The organism is Streptomyces lavendofoliae, from assembly GCF_014649735.1.
GTDB lineage: Bacteria > Actinomycetota > Actinomycetes > Streptomycetales > Streptomycetaceae > Streptomyces > Streptomyces lavendofoliae.
Window position 1 is genome coordinate 241,318 of record NZ_BMTP01000009.1, and the last position, 17,191, is coordinate 258,508.

Here is a 17,191-nt window from a genome sequence, read left to right on the forward strand (position 1 = left end):
CGCTCAGCCCAGCAGCCGGGTCTCGGCCGTGGCCCGCATCGGCCGGGAGCGCCGCAGGTCGGCGGTGACGCAGACCCGCTTGAGCCAGCGGTCGGTGCCGTCGTAGCGCGCCCGGAACGGCAGGCGGCCGTGCACCGCCCGGTGGTTGTCGATGAACAGCACGTCGCCCTGGTCCGCGACCACCTCCCGCATCCCGGCGTCCACCACCTTGAACAGCGCGTCATAGGCACGCCGGGCGTCGGCGTCGTCCTCCGGTACGGAGGTGAAGTACGGGTCGAGGCGCATGTACGGGTCCTGCCGCGACCCGTACAGCAGCGGGCCGAGCGGCCGTTCGTCGATCATCCGCTGGATGGTGGCGAAGCGGGCGGCCTCCTCGTCGGAGGTGATGGTGTTGTTCTTCGGCAGGTGCGACTCGTCCGGGGCGATGTAGAAGCGGGGCTCGAAGAGGATGTCCACGTCCTCGTCCGACAGCGAGGACAGGTCCAGCTCGCCGACCGTGGTGGGTACGTGGTCGGGGTTGCGCAGCGCGCCCAGGATCAGGTAGTCGCTGCGGTAGGGGTGGAAGGCGTCCTCGGTGTGCCAGGTCAGCAGCTCCTTGCTGCCCATGCCGAGCTGGTCGTTCTCGTGCTGGCGGATCGGGAAGATGTCGTGCACGAGGTGGCCGTCCTGCTGCGTGGCCCACCCGAACGGCTCGCCCAGCAGCGCCGAGTACAGCATCAGCAGCAGCTCCTCGGGGAACTCCGGACCGGGCCGGCCGCGGCCGCGCCAGTGCTCGGGCGTGGGTCCGATGCGGCGCTGGTCGAAGTCGTGCCCCCGGACGACCACATGGCCGTGGCGGTCGCCGAGCTTGAAGTCGCGCAGGAAGTGCTGCACGCCCAGCGGCAGCCGCGCCGCCAGCCGCGGCAGGTCCCGCAGGAGGCCGGGGTCGCCGAAGGACGGGTAGTGGGCGGCCAGTTCGGCGGTGAGTCCCGCGGTGGCGGCGGCCTCGTCGGGGGTGAGGGTGTAGCTGCGTGTGGACTGGTCGGTGAGGTTCGACATTGCCAACTCTCGCTGAGTGGTCGGGGATGGTTACCGCCCGTGGCCGGCCTTGAGCCGGTCCGCGGGCCCTCGGGTGGTGCCGGGTGACGCGGATGGGTTCGTGAGGTCCGCGCCGAGGAGGTACGCGTGACAGGGCGTCCGGGCGGACGAGGCGCGTACGACAGGGCGTCCGGACGCGGGAGGTGCGCGCGGCGGGCCGCGCGGCGGTCGCTCAGGAGCGGCCGACCGGGCGGGGCCGGCCCGCCCCGCCCGCCCCGCTCGCCCCGAGCGACCCGGCCAGCAGCCGGGGCGTCGGACAGCGGAGCAGGGCGCTCGCCCGCAGTCCCGCCGCGGCGGGGAAGGACTCGCGGAGCCGCGCGAGGAGCCGCATGGCGAGCAGGGACTGCCCGCCGTGCTCGAAGAAGTCGTCGTCGGGCCCGAGCCCCGGCGCGCCCAGGACCTCGCGGAAGAGGTCCACGACGGTGGTCAGCGGTTCGTCACGGCCCCCGGGTCCGGCGGCCGGGCCCCCAGGTCCGGCCTGGCCCCCCGGCCCGGCAGCCCGGCCGGCCGTGGTCGCGCCGGACGGACCGGTCGCGCCGACGGAACCGGTGGACCCGGTCGCCGTCGCCGCCCCCGACGCCCAGTCGCTCAGCCGGCGCTTGTCGATCTTGCCGTGCGGGTTCTTCGGCAGGACGGCCACCCGGTACAGCACCCTGGGCACCGCCCAGTCGGGCAGCGCCGCCTCCAGCGGTGCCAGCAGCGCGTCCCTCTCCGCACCGGTCACCCGGACCGCCTCGCCGGGGAGCGGGGCGTGCCGGGGGTCGGCCGGGACGGTGAAACCCCACAGCGCGGTTCCCGTTCCCGGGTCGGGGAACACCACGGCCTGGTCCACGGCCGGGTCCTCGCACAGGGCGCGCTCCACCCGCGCCGGCTCCAGCCGGTGGCCGCGGATCTTCACCTGGTCGTCGAGCCGCCCGAGGAAGACCAGGTTCCCGTCGGGGTCGATCCGCCCCAGGTCGCCCGTCGTGTACACGCGGGCGCCGGGAACGGCGGCCCACGCGTCGGGTACGAACCGGCGGGCGGTGGCCGCCTCGTCACCGAGGAAGCCCCGGGCCAGGAGCGGACCGCCGATGTGGATCTCACCGGACTCGCCCGGCGGCACCGGCCGTCCGTCACGGCGGACGCTGATCTCGACGTCCCGCAGCGGCGTGCCGAGCGGGACCTCCTCGGCGCCGGCCGGGAGCAGCCCGGTGTAGAAGGTGGAGCTGACGGTGCACTCGGTCAGTCCGTAGACGTGGGCCAGCCGGGCCGGCTGGCGGGCCTGCCACTCCCGGTAGGGCCGCGGGTCCATGCGCTCGCCGCCCACCACCACGAGCCGCAGCTCCGCCGGGGTGGTCAGACCGCGCGCGTCGAGCCAGCGGGCGTACTCCAGCCAGTACTGGGTGGACAGTTCCACCACCGTGGTACCGGTGCCGGCCATCGTGGAGTGCAACTCCTCCGCGTCCAGGGCGTACGTGTCGGCCCTGCACACGACCGCCGCGCCCGCCATGAGCGCGGGGAACACCTCCTCGATCAGCACGTCGAAGCCGAGCGAGGCCACCTGCAGCCAGCGGTCCGCGGCGGTGAGCTCCAGCCGCTCGGCGACCGCGACGGCGAACCTGCGCAGCGCGTCCCGCTCGACGACCGTGCCCTTGGGCTGCCCGGTGGACCCGGAGGTGAAGAGGACGTATGCCGTGTCGCCGGGGGCCGCCGTCCGCGCCGGCCGCCGGAGCGCGGAGCCGGGGACGTCCACCGGTCCTGAGCGGGCCCCGGCGCCGGAGTCCGTACCGGTACCGGAGCCGCCACCGGTGGGCTCGGCCGGCACGTACGCGGACGCGGGGGCGTGGGCGCCGTCGCCGAGCCACACCGCCGCCTCCGTGCGCCGCACCAGCGAGGCCCGGGCGGCGGCGGGCAGCCGGTCGTCCAGGACGGTGAACCCCGACCCCGCCTTCAGCGCCGCGATCATGCCGAGCACCGTGCGGCCGGGGTCGGTGAACGCGAGGCCCACCAGCCGTCCGGGGCGCGCGCCGTGCCCGGCCAGGGAAGCGGCCCAGGCGTCGGTCAGCTGGTCCACCGACCGGTACGACAGCACCCGGCGCGGCGTCACCAGCGCGGGCGCGTCGGGATTTTCCCGCACCCGGAGGTCCCACAGGTCGAGCAGGTCGGTGCCGGCGTGGTCCATGGCGGTCACCGGGTGCCGCCCGCGCGGGTGCGGAGGAACTCCGACAGCCCCGCGAGCCCGGCCCGGAAGCCCTCCTCGGGGCCGCCGAAGCCGAGCCGGGCGCCGTGCGGCGCGCCGAAGGCCGTACCCGGCACCAGCAGCGTGCGGTGGCGGGACAGCAGTTCCAGACAGAACCGCTCCACCGCGGCCGGCCCGGCGGCCGTCTCCTCCAGTTCGCGGAAGACGGGCAGCGCGCACACCCCGCCCTCCGGCGGTGTCCAGCGCACCAGGTCCCGGTGCCCGGCCATCCACTCCGTGAGGTACGCGAGGTTGCGCCGTGCCTCGGCGGCCCGGGTGCCGATCAGCGCGTCGGCGTGGCGCATCGCCCGCTCGGCGATCAGCTCCACCAGCGGGGACAAGAAGAGCGTGGTCCGGTCGCGCAGCGGGAAGACGGCCTCGATCAGCTCCGGTGGCGCGATGGCCCAGCCCACCCGGAGCCCGGGCAGGCCGAAGGTCTTGGAGAAGGTGCCGTAGGAGATGGTGTCGCCAGGGGTGGCGGCGGGGTCCGGGAGGACGTCCCAGCGGTGCGCGATCTCCGCGGTGGCGGCGTCCCACACCAGGGTCGCGCCGGCGGCGGCGGTCCGCTCGGTCAGCGCCTTCAGGCCCTGCGGGGACAGCGTGGCCCCGGAGGGGTTGTGCGGGAAGTTGACGATGACGGCCGTGGTCCCCGGTGTGACCAGGCCCTCCAGCACGTCCTCGTCGATCCCGCCCTCGCGCACGGCCGCGGCCGGCAGCTCGGCGAGCTCGCAGCCCGCCGCCCTCGGGTAGTGGCCCAGCGAGTGGTAGATGCCCTCCTGGACGACCACCCGGTCCCCGGTGCCCAGCAGCGTGCCCAGGGTGAGCGCGATGGCCTCGCTGGAGCCGTGGGTGACCAGGACCCGGTCGGCGTCGCCGCCCGCGTACCGGTCGGCGATCGCCTGCCGGATGCCCGCCCCGCCCTGGGAGACGCTGTCGTCCATGACGACGGCGTCCAGCTCCCCGGCCGTGATGCCGCACCGCTCGCGTATCTCGGCGAAGGTGTACGGGTGGACGCCGCTGGAGCTGATGTCGTGGATGTCGGGGCCCAGGTGCCGGCGGTACCACTCCTCCAGCACCGGGGGGTCCTCACGCGGTGGACGCAGACTGCTCATGGTGGTGCGACTGTCCCTTCTACCCTTCACGGGTGGTCTCGGAGGTGCCTCGGTGGGAGTCGCCCCGCTGGGTCTCCCACCACCACCGCTGTCCGGCGAGCGGAAGCGTGTCGATGGGGTCGTAGTAGTGGTACGAACCGCCGCGGGCCTCCGGGTCCGCCGCCTCCAGCGGGGTCAGATAGCTCTTGCTCCAGTGCGAGATGCCGAGCTCGCGGTCGTAGGTGTCGCACTGGTCCACCCAGCGCTTGCCGGCCATCGGCACGTCGCACACGATGCGGGGCGTGGCGAAGCCGGGGAGGTAGCCCATGATCTGACGCTGGATCAGCTGGGCCCGGTGCAGCGGCACCCGCCAGTGCTCGGCGTTGGGGATCATGTCGCACATGTAGAAGTAGTACGGCGTGATGCCCGCGTGGTCGGTGAGCGCGAAGCACAGATCGAGCAGGTCGTGCGCGCTGTCGTTGACCCCGCGCATCAGCACGCCCTGGTTGCGCACGTCGTGCAGCCCCGCGCCCAGCAGGGCCCAGGAGGCCTCCGCCACCGCCGGGGTGATCTGCTGGGCGGCGTTGGCGTGGGTGTGCAGCGCGATCCGCACCCCTTGGGACCTGGCGCGTGCCGCGACCCGTGCGACGCCCTCCAGCACCGGGCCGGAGCGCCAGTGCTGCGGCAGGCCGACCAGTCCCTTGCTCGCCAGCCGGATGTCCCGGATCGACTCGATGTCCAGCAGGCCGCCGATGAACCGCTCCAGGCGCGGCCAGGGCATGTTGGCCAGGTCGCCGCCGGAGACCACCACGTCCCGGATGCCGGGGGAGACGCGCAGGTGTTCCAGGATGCGGTCGGCCCGGTCACCCGGTTTCAGCTGGAGCTTGTTCTTGACCACCTGGGGCGTGGAGTTGCCCACCAGGTCCATCCGTGTGCAGTGCCCGCAGTACTGCGGGCAGGTCGACAGCAACTCCGCCAGCACCTTGGTCGGGTACCGGTGCGTCAGCCCCTCCACCACCCACATGTCCTGCTCGTGCAGGGAGTCGCGGCTGGCCATCGGGTGCGAGGGCCAGCGCGGGTGCCGGTCGGAGAAGACCGGAAGCATGTAGCGGCGTACCGGGTCGTCGTAGAACGCCTTGGTCAGTTCGCCCGGCCGGGAGCCTGCCGCCTCCGGAGCCATGGTGTTGACCATGTGGGGCGGCAGCAGCACCGACATCGTCGCGCGGTGCAGCCGGTCCTGCTCCCAGTCCTCGTAGAAACCCTCGTCCAGCAGGTTGCCCATGACCGCGCGCAGCCCCTTGGCGTCCTTCACGCAGTGGGCGCGTTGCCACTGCGGGTCCGCCCACTCGGCGGCGGTGACGTCGCGCCACCCGGGCAGGCGCCGCCAGTCGGGCTCCACGAGCGGACGGCTGCGGTACTCGTAGACACCTTCCAGTGCTGCTGCTGATTCCGTCTGGCTGCGTGCTGTTTCCACCGACCCGTCACCCAATCCCATCGGTTTCGGCCGTATCGCCTGCCGTCGATCTTGCAGAGCGTGAGGGGTTGTACACGAGGGGAAGTTGTACGGGGCGCAAACCGCGAGTGCCCCTGTACAACTCGGAGCCGTGCGGCGGTAAGCGGAAGGGACGGGCCTGGGTAGGAGGAGGGGAGTGGGCAGCGCCCGCGGCCCGGGTGACCGGCTCGGTGGCTGGCCTGAATTATTAGTTGATGAGTTGATGTGTATGTCTCTGGCATGTACCAATGTCCGCAGATCCGGTGCGCCGGCCTCCTTCTCGGACGCCGGCGGTCTCCGGCTGATCGTGCCGTCGGGACCGGACGCCGCTGACCACGGTTGTCCGGCCCGCGGAGGACCGCGCTTCGTTGAGACAACCGAGTACCAGGGGGAAGTATGCCCAGGCCAGAGCGGTTACTGGACCCGACCGCAGGACCACTGGAGGCGTTCGCCCACGACTTGCGCACCTTACGGAAGCGGGCCGGGAACCCCTCGTACCGCACGATGGCCAAACGGGCGCACTACTCCGTGGCCACCCTCGCCGAGGCCGCGCGGGGACTGCACAAACCGTCGTTGAAGGTGACCCTCGCCTATGTGACCGCGTGCGGCGGTGACGTGGACGTGTGGTCGCGCCGCTGGCACTCCGTCAGCGGCGAACTGGAAGCGCTCGGCGCGCGGAGACCGGGCCGGCCGGGCGGAGCGGAGCGGGAGCCTCCTCGCTCCGCCCGTCCCCGGCCGGCCCACGGCCCCCGGCAATCCGCTCGGGAACGCCAGCACGACCACGACGGCGACCGGGTCGCCGATCCCGGGGACGGCCGCGCACAACGGCCCGGCCGGGCGACAGGACGCGGCCCCGCGCAACGGCCCGGCCGGGCGGAGGGAGCGGATCGCGGCCCCGACCGGACGCCGGATCACGCCCCCGCGCCGGACCGCGACCCCGGGTGGCACCGTGCCCAGGGCGGGGGCCGCGATCCCGGCCACGGCACGGCGGGGCCCGCCGACCCGGCGTCCCGCGCCTCCGCGCGTGACCCCGCGACGGACGAGCTGACCGGCGAGGAGCGGGCCGAACTGCGCAGGCTGCGCGGTGAGGTGGAGGAGCTGCGGCGCGCGAACGAGGTGCTCAAGGCGGCGTCCGCGATCTTCGCCGCGGATCTCCGCACAACGTCGAAGGTCGTGTACAACCCGGCGGATCGACAAGATCGGTCGGCGTGACCGGTGCACCCCGCGCCCACGAGGCGCGGGGTGCACCGGATGATCCCGACCGACCTTTGGGGACTGACCATGCGTGTGCTCGGAGTCAACGGCTGGCCCGGGGCCAGCCACGATGGTGCTGCCTGCCTCGTCGTGGACGGCGAAGTCATCGCCCTGGCCGAGGAGGAACGCTTCACCCGGAACAAGCACGCCTACGGAGAGGCGCCCCTCAACGCCGCCGCCCACTGCCTCGCGGAGGGCGGCCTCACCCTGGACGACATCGACGTCGTCGCCCACGGCTGGGACATGCCCAAGCTCTTCGCGGACCGGGGCCTGGACTGGTTCGCCGACGACGCCGAGACCCTGGAACACCTGCTGCCCAAGGCGCTGTTCCCGCGCACCCGCGACCCGCGGCTGACGTTCGTCGACCACCACGTCGCCCACGCCGCCAGCGCGTACTACCTCTCCGGGCGGGACCGGGGCGCGATCCTCGTCCTGGACGGCCAGGGCGAGGACGTGAGCACCACGCTCGCCGTCGGCATCGACGGCGAGATCAAGACCCTGCGCAGCTTCACGCCCGGCTGGTCGCTGGGCTACTTCTACGCCGCGGTGTGCGAGTACGCCGGCCTCGGGTCCGACGCGGCGGGCAAGATGATGGGCCTCGCCTCGTACGGCACCCCCCAGGACCTCTCCTTCGGCGGCGCCCTCGACTTCACGGACGACGGCTTCACCATCGGCGTCGTCCCGCCCGACCTGCGCTCCACCGGCAGCACCGACGAGGAGACGGCCACCATACGGCTCTGGCTGGAGCACCTCGAGAAGGCGCTGCCGGAGGCCCCCAACCGCTCCACGCGCCGCTTCGACCCCCGCGTGGGCCGCTACACCAGGGTCACCGACCGGGACCCGTTCGAGTACCGCGACATCGCCGCCACGGCCCAGGCGGCCCTGGAGCGCGCGGTCATGACCCTCGTACGCACCCTGCTCAAGGAGAGCGGCGAGACCACGCTCCTGGTCGCCGGCGGCGTCGGCTTCAACGCCACCCTCAACGGCAAGCTCATGCGGATGCCCGAGGTCCGGGACCTCTTCGTCCAGCCCCTCGCCGGCGACCAGGGCGTCTCCCTCGGCGCGGCGGTCCGGGTCGCGGCCGAGGAGGGGGACCGCATCCGGCCCATGCGGGGCTCGGTGGCCTGGGGCCCGCAGTGGACCCCGGACGAGATCCGGCGGGTCCTGGAGGCGTCCGGCACCGCCTACACCGAGCCCGCGGACATCGCCGCCGCGACCGCGGACGTCCTGGCCGGGGGCGGGGTCGCCGGCTGGTTCCAGGGGCGGGCCGAGGGCGGCCCCCGTGCCCTCGGCCACCGCAGCATGGTGGCCGTGCCGAACCCCGAGGGGACCCGCGACCGGGTCAACGTCCGCATCAAGGACCGCGAGGCGTGGCGGCCGTTCGCCCCGAGCATGCAGGAGGAGGCCGCCGAGACGCTGATCGGGACGACCACCCCGCTTCCGTACATGATCGTCACCACTCCGGTCACGGACGCGGGCGCCGCCGCCATGCCCGCCGTGGTCCACAGCGACCGCACCACCCGGCCGCAGACCGTCTCCGCCGAGGTCGACCCCCTCTACCACCGGCTGATCGGGCGGGTCGGCGAGCACACCGGCACCGCCGTGGTCCTGAACACGTCCTTCAACGGCCGTGACGAACCGGTCGTCTGCAGCCCGCGCGACGCCCTCGCCACCTTCCACCGGCTGCCGATGGACGCCCTGGCCCTCGGGCCGTTCCTGGTCCGCCGCCCCGGCGGCGCCGTGGGGGAGGCCGGCGCATGACCGCCCCGCCCCGCCCCCACTCCGCCCCCGGACCGGTCCCCGGTCCGGCCGCCGACGTCGGTACCCCGGCGGACCCGCCGTCCGGCCGGACGGGACACACCGGCCACGCCGGCCCGTCCGGCCGGACCGGCCCCGACGACCGGGCCGCGCGGACCGATCCGGCCGGTCGGACCGAAGCCGCGCACGACGACCGGGACGATCAGGCCGGTCCGGCCGTCGAGGAGGTGCGAGCCCGGCTGGACGTCTGGCTCGCCGACACCGTACTCGCGCCGGAGGCCGACCTGTCGGCCCCGCTGTCCGAACTCGGCGTCGACTCCCTCGACCTCATCCGCACCGCCCGCCGCGTCGAGGCCGCCTTCGGCGTCCGGGTGCAACTGCGTGAGCTGGCCGTCCCCGGGATGACAGCCGCCCGCCTGGCCGCGCTGGTCGCCGACCGGGCCGCCCGGCGCCGTACCGTCGACGCCGCACCGGCCGGCGCCGGCCACGACCCGGTCGTACTCACCCCTCCGCAGGAACAGGCGTGGGAGGAGCAGACCGGGCACCGCGGCCACTGGAACCAGGCGCTGCTGTTCCTCACCCGGCCGGGGATCGACGGCGGGCTGTTCGCCGAGGCCGTACGCCGCCTGGTCGCCGGCCACGCGTCGCTGCGCCTGGCCGTGGAGACGCGCCCGGCACGGCGGCCCCGGCAACTGGTGACGCCGATCTCCCCCGACGGCCCGCCCGACGAGGCCCTCGGCCCGGTGCTCGACACGGTGGACATCTCCGAACTGGCCGACGCCGACCTGTCGGAGGCGGTCACCCTGCGCTGCGCCGTCGAACAGCGCGCCCTCGACCCGCTGACCGGACCCGTCGCCCGGTTCGTCCGCTTCGACGCGGGCCCGGCCCGGCCGGGGCGGCTGCTGATCGTCCTCCACCAGCTCGCCTGCGACATGGTCTCGTGGTCCGTCCTCCTGGAGGACCTGGAGGAGTTGTACACGGCACTCGAGGCCGGCCGCCGCGACCTCTGGTGCGCCGAGGGCACCCCGTACCCCGTGTGGGCCCAGGCGCTCGCCGCCCACGCCCGCACCCCCGAGGCCGAGGCGGAGGCCGAGTGGTGGACGGACGTGGTCCGCACCCCCGCGACCGTCCCGCTGGACCACGCCGTCCCCGACCCGAGGGCCGTGAACACCGCCGCCACGGCCGCGACCCACCACGAGGAGTTCCCCCCGCGGCTCACCGCCCGCCTCCACGCGGCGGCCCGCGCCCACCGCGCCCACCCGGGCGACCTGGTCCTCCACGCCCTGGGCGAGGTGCTGGCCGGGTGGCTCGACGAGCCGGCGGTCCGGGTGGACGTGCTGCGGCACGGGCGCGAGGAGGCCGTCGGCGACTCCCATCTCGCCCGTACCACCGGCTGGTTCACCACCACCGTGCCCGTCCGCCTGGACCTGGCACCGGGCACCGCGGCCGAACGGCTCGCGCGGACCGTCGGGCACCTGGCGGCCCTGCCCGGCGGGGGAGTGGGGTTCGGCGCGCTCGGCCGCCACGGCCGTCCGCGCATCTCGGCCGCCCTGCGCGCCGCCCCGCCGAGCGACATCTCCTTCGACTTCGAGGGCGGCGACGGCGACGCCCTGCCGCTGCGCACCCTCCTGCCGGACGTGGCACCGGAGCCCGTGGGAGACATCACCGCCCCGCACTGGACGCGGCCCCACCTGATCGAGGTGATCGCCACCACCGACGACGAGGTGCTGCGGGCCGAGTGGTGGTACGCCGCGGCCCTGCACGACGAGGCCACCGTACGCGGCCTCGCCGCCCGCCACCGGGCCGCCCTCACCGCACTCCTGGACGCGCTGGGGCCGGACGGACCGCCGGACACCGGGGCCGCGGAGCCCGGCGTGGCCGGGGCACCGAGCAACTGAACACCTCACGGACGGACAGAGAAGACGCCCTGCCATGACCCTGCCCAGCGTGCTCGACCCCTTCTTCGCCGTCGCCCGCTCGCACCCGGAGCGGCCGGCGGTCATCGACAACGGAATGACCGTCGGATACGGCCAACTGGCGGCCTGGGCAGGGGTGGTGGCCGATCTGGTCACCACCCGCACACCGGGGCCGCACCCGCCCGTGGCCGTCGTCGCCCACCACAGCGTCCGCGACATCGCCGCGATCCTCGGCACCCTCGCGGCCGGCCGCGGCTATGTGGTGGTGCCCGGCGAGGCCGGCGACCGCGCGGACGCGGCCCTGCGTGCCCTTGGCTGCCGGGAGCTGATCGTCACCGCCGAGACCGACCGGCTGCCGGCCGTCGACCGCGTCCTGCGCCCCCACTGGGGTCCCTCCCGCGGCCCGGTCAGGGACGGCGGCCGGCCCGTCCGCGCGGGCGATCCCGCCTACGTGCTGTTCACCTCGGGTTCCACCGGCGCCCCCAAGGCCGTGGCGGTCCCGCACGGCGCGCTGCACGCCGTACTGCCCCCGCTGCGCGAGCTGTACGGGGTCGGCCCCGACACCGTGTCGCTGAACTTCACCCGCGTGGACGGCGACACCAGCCTGGAGGAGATCCTGCCACCACTGCTGGCGGGCGGGATGGTCGTCCTCGACGGGGACGCCGAGGCGGACCTGGACCGGGTCCTCACCGAGCACGAGGTCACCCTGGTCAACCTGCCCGTCGACTACTGGCACATCTACACCGGCCACCTGCTGGAGACCGGCCGGAAGCTCCCCGGCGACCTGGAGACCTTCGTCATCGGCGGGGAGGCCGTCCGCGCGGACATGCTGGAGCGCTGGCACCGGCTCGGCGCCGACGGCGTCCGGCTGCTCAACACGTACGGATCGACCGAGACCGCGCTCGTCACCCACAGCGCCGTGCTCGCCGGCCCGGGAGCCGAGGCCGCCGGCGCCGAACCCCCGGGCGCCGGCGGCCTCTTCCCCGAGGGCGTCCCGATCGGCCGGCCGCTGCCCTCGGTACGGCAGGCCGTGGTGCCCCGCCCGGAGGCGCCCGACGGCCCCGGCGAGCTGTTCGTGGCCGGCCCCCAGCTCGCCACCGGGTACCTCGACGACCCCGGGCGCACCGCCGCCCGCTTCGTCGAGGCGGACCTCGGCGGCGGCCCCGCCCGCTGGTACCGCACCGGTGACCTCGTCCACGAGGCCGCCGACGGCACCCTCGTCTTCCACGGCCGCGCCGACCACCAGGTCAAGATCCGCGGCCACCGGGTGGACCTGCTGGACGTCGAGGAGGCCATCGGCCGCCTCCCGGGCGTGACCGCGGTCGCCGCCGCGCCCCACGCCAAGGGCGAGCACACCGCCCTGGTCGCCTTCGTGGTCGTCGCCCCGGCCGGCACCGCCCCGGCGCCCGGCCCCGCCCCGGCGCCCGGCCCCGCCCCTGACGGCGGTGCCGTGGACGGGACGGGCGCGCTGCGGGCACGGTTGCGCGCGACGGTCCCGCCCCACCTCGTCCCCGACCGGATCGTCGCGGTCCCCGAGCTGGTGCACACCCGCACCGGCAAGGTCGACCGCGCCGCCACCCGGGACCGGTACCTGTGACCAACCGGCTCTTCGACCGCTCGGTCGCCCCCGCCGCCCTGCCCGAGGCGGACACCCGCGGCCCCTGGCGCTACCTGTGGTGGCTGGTACGGGTCCGGCCCTGGCCACTGGTCCTCGGCGCCGTGCTCGGCACCGCCTGGATGGTCCCGCTGGCGCTCGTCCCGCTCGTCATCGGACGGGCCATCGACGAGGCCGGCCGGCCCGGCGGCGACCAGGCCGGCCTCCTCCTCTGGTCGCTGCTCGCCCTCGGCCTCGGCGTCCTCCAGGCAGCCGCCGGCGCCGGCCTGATCCAGGCCGCCGTGGGCGCCGAGGCGCACGCCCTGTCGTACACCCACCGCGTCCTGATGCGGCACGTCGTCCGGCTGGGCGCCACCCTGCGCGACAAGGCCCGCTCCGGCGACGTGGCCGCCTCGGCCGCCGCCGACGTCGAGAGCATCGGCAACGCCTTCGAGGTCGTCGGCCGCACCGTCGGCGCGGTGGTCGCCGCCGTACTCGTGGCCGTCGCCCTCACCGCCACCTCGCCCGTCCTCGGACTCGCCGTGCTCATCGGTGTCCCGGCCGCGGTCCTCGGCATCGGGCCGCTGCTGCGGCCGTTGCAGGAACGCGACGAGGCCCAGCGCGAACACATGGGCGTCGCCACCTCCCAGGCGGGCGACATCGTCGCCGGGCTGCGCATCCTGCGCGGCATCGGTGGCGAGGCCGGCTTCGCCGAGCGCTTCCGCCGCACCAGCCAGGACGTGCGTCGCGCCGGCGAGTCGGCCGGCCGGATGGAGGCGTGGCTCCAGGCGGCGGGCGTCCTCCTCCCCGGCCTCGTCACCGTCGGCATCGTCTGGCTCGGCGCCCGCCTCGCCCTCCAGGGCACCATCACCGCCGGTGAACTGATCGCGTTCTACGGCGCGTCCGCCTTCCTCACCCTGCCGGTGAGCACCGCGACCGAGGCCGCGGAGACCCTGAGCCTGGCCAAGGTCGCCGCCGGCCGGGTCTGCGCCCTGCTGCGGCTCACGCCGGACGACACCCAGCCCGCGCACCCCCGGCCGCTGCCCCCGGGACCGCTGTCCCTGGCGGACCCGCACACCGGGGTCACCGCCGAGGCCGGGCGGCTCACCGTGGTCGTCACCCCCGCCGACCGCACCGGGGACCTCGCCGACCGGTTCACCCGCCCCGGCGGCCCCCGCGACGGCACCCCGGCCGTCCTGCTCGGCGGCGTCCCGCTGGACCGGGTCGACCTGGCCGAACTGCGGTCGCGGGTACTGCGGTCCGGGCCGGCCGACACCCTGTTCAGCGGGACGCTGCGGGAGGAGCTGGCCGCGCGCGCCGACCGCTCCCCGCGGGAGCTGGACCGCGCCCTGTTCGCCGCCGACGCCGCCGACGTGGTCGAGGCCCTGCCCGCCGGACTCGACACCCACGTGGACGAGGGCGGCCGGGCCCTGTCGGGCGGCCAGCGCCAGCGGCTCGTCCTCGCCCGGGCCCTGCTCGCGGCCCCCGACGTCCTGGTGCTGGAGGACCCGACCTCCTCCGTCGACGCCCACACCGAGGCCCGGGTGGTCGAACGGGTGGCCGCGTTGCGTGCCGGGCGGACCACCGTCGTGTTCAGCGACAGCCCGCTGTGGCGCGGCGTCGCCGACCGAGAGGCCCGCCCCGGCCCGGACCGCGTCCCCGGCAGCCCCGACCGCTCCGCAGGAGTGCCCTCGTGACGACGACCCCCACCCAGGACTCCACCACCACCGGGGCGGACCCGGCCCCGCCGGCCGCCCCCGCGCCCGGCGGCGCCCCCGGCCGGCCCGGGCGGCTGCCCCTGGCCGACCGGGCCGACGTCCGCGCCTGGACCGGTGCCTTCCTCCGGGGCGAGGCCCCCCGGCTGCTCCTCACGTTCACGCTGTTCGCCGCCGCCCTGGTGGCCGGCCTCGTCGGCCCCCGGCTCCTCGGCCACCTGGTCGAGTCCGTCAAGGCCGGCACCACCACCGGCCGGGTCGACCTGCTCGCCCTGGTCTTCGTCGCGATCCTGCTCGGCCACGCGCTCCTGGCCCGCGCGGCCCGCACCCAGGCCACCCTGCTCGGCGAACGCGTCCTGGCCCGTACCCGGGAGGACTTCGTCCGCCGGGTCCTCCGGCTGCCGCTGTCGGAGGTGGAGAGCGTCGGCACCGGCGACCTCCTCAGCCGCGCCACCACCGACGCCGACCGGCTCAACGAGAGCATCCGGCAGGCCGTCCCCCGCATCGCGCTGGCCGCCGTCACGCTGGTGTTCACCGTCGCGGCGATCCTGCTCACCTCACCCCTGCTCGCGCTCGGGCTGCTGGCCGGCGTACCGTTCGCCGCCCTGTCGACCTGGTGGTACCGGCCGCGCGCCACGCGCGCGTACGAGCGGCTGCTCGCCCAGGAGGCCGACGTCCTGGCCGTCACGCACGAGACGGCGCGCGGCGCCGCCACCGTCGAGGCCCTCGGGCTCGGCCCCCGCCAGGTGGAGCGCCACGGCGCGGCCGTCGACCAGGTCGTCCGCACCCGGCAGCGCACCACATGGCTCCAGACCGTCTGGTTCCCCAGCCTGGACCTCGCCACCATGGTGCCGATGGCGCTGACCCTGCTGATCGGCGGCCTCGCCTACCAGCGCGGGGAGGTGGGACTGGGCGAGCTGACCGCGGTGGTGCTGTACGTGCAGGCGCTCGGCGAACCCCTCAACGACCTGCTGACCTGGACCGACGAACTCCAGATCGGGAACGCCGCGCTGCGCCGGATCCTGGGTGTGGACCGGCTGCCGCGCGAGGAGCCGAGGCCGCCCGCGGCCACCGAGGGCCACGCCATCCGGCTGGAGGGCGTCGGCTTCGGCTACGGCCCCGGCCGCGAGGTCCTGTCCGGCGTCGACCTCGACATCGCCCCCGGCGAACGCCTGGTCGTGGTCGGCGCCTCCGGGGCGGGCAAGTCCACCCTCGGCAAACTGCTGGCCGGCGTGCACCACCCGACGCGGGGGACCGTGCGCATCGGCGGCGCCGAGATCGGCACCCTGCCGGTGGAACAACTGCGGCGCGAGATCGTGCTCGTGACCCAGGAGCAGCACGTGTTCACCGGCACGGTGCGGGACAACCTCACCCTGGCGCGCGACGAGACCCCGCCGGACGAGCGGCTGTGGGAGGCGCTGGACACCGTCCTGCTGACGGGCTGGGCGCGCGCCCTCCCCGACGGCCTCGACAGCGAGATCGGCCCGGGCGCCGCCTCGGTGTCGCCCTCGGAGGCCCAGCAGCTGGCGCTGGCCCGGCTGCTGCTGTCCGATCCGCACGCGCTGGTCCTGGACGAGGCCACGGCGCTGCTCGACTCCACCGCCTCGCGCCGGGTCGAGCGCTCGCTCGCGGCGCTGATCGAGGGCCGTACGGTCATCTCCATCGTCCACCGCCTGGACTCGGTACGGGACGCCGACCGCATCGCCGTCATGGACCGCGGCCGGATCGTCGAGCTCGGCGGCCACGAGGAACTCCTCGGGGCCGACGGCGCGTACGCCTCCCTGTGGCACTCCTGGCAGGCGGCCCGGGACCCGGGGGCGGCCGGGCTCACCGAACGCGGGGGCGGCGACGGAGCCAGGTGACACGCGGCGCTCCCGTGACGCCGGAGGGCGGCACCCCCGGGAACCCGGGGGTGCCGCCCTCCGTCTTGGGAGCGGCACGGTGACCGCCCCGGCGCCGCGTCACGCCCACCGCGCGGGCGGCCGGACGCGGTGCCGTCCGGCCGCCGCCGTCACGCGTAACGGCTGAGGTCGTGGAAGAAGTTGTCGACCGGGGTGGCCAGCCCGCGCCGCAGGGCCTCCTGGTACACCGTGACGCCGACCGCGAGGTCGAGCACTCCGAGACCGAACGGGGAGAAGATCACCGGCCGGTCGGCGGACGGCCGCACCTTGCCGTTCATCACGTCGTACAGCGTGCCGTCGATGAAGTCCCGGTGGCCGCAGAGCTGCTCGGCCAGGTGCGGGGAGGTGTCGGCCTTGAGGCAGTGCTCCACGTCGTCCACGACGTTGGTGGAGTTGAGGATGATCTCCGGCGACAGGTCGCGCAGCGAGACGTGCAGGACCGTCGGGTTGTGGGCGAACCAGTCGAGGTCGTGCACGTGCGGGGTGCCGGCCGTGGTCGCGAAGACGATCAGGTCGGAGGCGCGGACGGCCTCCTCGGCGCCCGGCGCCACCGTGATCCGCCCGGGGCGGCCCAGGCCGGTCAGGTAACCGCGGAAGGACTCGGCGTACTCGGCGCTGGTGTCGTGGATGGTGATCGTGTCGAACTCCCAGCCCGTCGCGGCCAGGTACTTCTCGATGTACCGGGCGATCAGGCCGGTGCCCACGAAGGACACGCTGCGGGGCCGGTCGCGGTCGGTGTGCAGCTGCGCGGCGGCGAACGCGGCGGAGGCGGCGGTCCGCGTGGCGCTGATGATCGAGCTCTCGAGGCAGGCGAAGGGGTAGCCGGTCTCGTGGTCGTTCAGGATCAGCACGGCGGAGGCGCGGGGCAGGCCGCTGGCGATGTTCGCCGGGAAGCTGGAGATCCACTTGATGCCGTCGACCCCGAACTCCCCGCCGAGCGCCGCCGGCAGGGCGATGATCCGGGAGTCGGGGCGGTCGGGGAAGCGCAGGAAGTAGCTGGGCGGGTTGACGGTCTGCTGCTCACCGTGGGTCAGGTAGGCGCGGCGTACGACGTCGACGACCGCCTGCGGGTCGCCGTCGAGGATCTCGTTCACCGTGGCTCCGCCGATGACGGAGAAACGGGGTGCTGCGGACATGGGAACTCCAGAAAAGGGTGATGGGGTGGGTCGGTGGTC

General features: G+C 75.0%; 11 protein-coding genes. 6 read left to right on the plus strand and 5 right to left on the minus strand.

Going from position 1 to position 17,191, the window contains the following annotated elements:
- Positions 1–3: 3 nt before the first annotated feature.
- The 4 genes from vioC to IE109_RS19085 all read right to left on the minus strand — a co-directional run bounded on the left by vioC (position 4) and on the right by IE109_RS19085 (position 5,860).
- Positions 4–1,038: an arginine beta-hydroxylase, Fe(II)/alpha-ketoglutarate-dependent gene (vioC, locus tag IE109_RS19070; protein WP_189552116.1), complete on the minus strand. Its 1,035-nt coding sequence runs from the start codon at positions 1,036–1,038 to the stop codon at positions 4–6.
- Positions 1,039–1,249: 211 nt separating this feature from the next.
- Complete coding sequence (locus IE109_RS19075) at positions 1,250–3,238, minus strand: amino acid adenylation domain-containing protein (RefSeq protein WP_229891242.1); 1,989 nt, start codon at positions 3,236–3,238, stop codon at positions 1,250–1,252.
- A 5-nt stretch (positions 3,239–3,243) separates the two neighbouring features.
- A complete protein-coding gene (vioD, locus tag IE109_RS19080; RefSeq protein WP_229891244.1) occupies positions 3,244–4,407 on the minus strand; it encodes a capreomycidine synthase in 1,164 nt (387 codons plus the stop codon).
- A gap of 19 nt (positions 4,408–4,426) precedes the next feature.
- Positions 4,427–5,860, minus strand: a complete 1,434-nt coding sequence (locus tag IE109_RS19085) for a KamA family radical SAM protein (protein ID WP_189552118.1) — start codon at positions 5,858–5,860, stop codon at positions 4,427–4,429.
- 477 nt (positions 5,861–6,337) lie between these two features.
- Here IE109_RS19085 and IE109_RS34045 point away from each other — a divergent pair, with 477 nt between their 5' ends.
- From IE109_RS34045 to IE109_RS19115, 6 genes are all read left to right on the plus strand, one after another.
- Positions 6,338–7,090, plus strand: a complete 753-nt coding sequence (locus tag IE109_RS34045; RefSeq protein ID WP_373297731.1) for an XRE family transcriptional regulator — start codon at positions 6,338–6,340, stop codon at positions 7,088–7,090.
- 69 nt (positions 7,091–7,159) lie between these two features.
- Positions 7,160–8,893 carry a carbamoyltransferase family protein gene (locus tag IE109_RS19095; protein ID WP_189552119.1) on the plus strand — a complete coding sequence of 578 codons (1,734 nt, stop codon included), beginning with the start codon at positions 7,160–7,162 and terminating at the stop codon, positions 8,891–8,893.
- Positions 8,890–10,788 (plus strand): condensation domain-containing protein, encoded by a 1,899-nt coding sequence (locus IE109_RS19100; protein ID WP_229891246.1) that lies wholly within the window; start codon positions 8,890–8,892, stop codon positions 10,786–10,788. Before IE109_RS19095 ends, IE109_RS19100 begins: the two co-directional genes overlap by 4 nt.
- Positions 10,789–10,822: 34 nt before the next feature.
- A complete protein-coding gene (locus IE109_RS19105) occupies positions 10,823–12,403 on the plus strand; it encodes an AMP-binding protein (RefSeq protein ID WP_189552120.1) in 1,581 nt (526 codons plus the stop codon).
- Positions 12,400–14,097 carry an ABC transporter transmembrane domain-containing protein gene (locus IE109_RS19110; RefSeq protein WP_189552121.1) on the plus strand — a complete coding sequence of 566 codons (1,698 nt, stop codon included), beginning with the start codon at positions 12,400–12,402 and terminating at the stop codon, positions 14,095–14,097. The genes IE109_RS19105 and IE109_RS19110 overlap by 4 nt, the downstream gene beginning before the upstream one ends.
- Entirely contained in the window at positions 14,094–15,977 is a 1,884-nt protein-coding gene (locus IE109_RS19115; RefSeq protein WP_189552122.1) for an ABC transporter ATP-binding protein, read from the plus strand. The genes IE109_RS19110 and IE109_RS19115 overlap by 4 nt, the downstream gene beginning before the upstream one ends.
- A gap of 149 nt (positions 15,978–16,126) precedes the next feature.
- On the opposite strand, the gene sbnB is transcribed toward IE109_RS19115, so the two are convergent.
- Positions 16,127–17,152: a 2,3-diaminopropionate biosynthesis protein SbnB gene (sbnB, locus tag IE109_RS19120; RefSeq protein ID WP_189552123.1), complete on the minus strand. Its 1,026-nt coding sequence runs from the start codon at positions 17,150–17,152 to the stop codon at positions 16,127–16,129.
- Between the last annotated feature and the right edge of the window lie 39 nt (positions 17,153–17,191).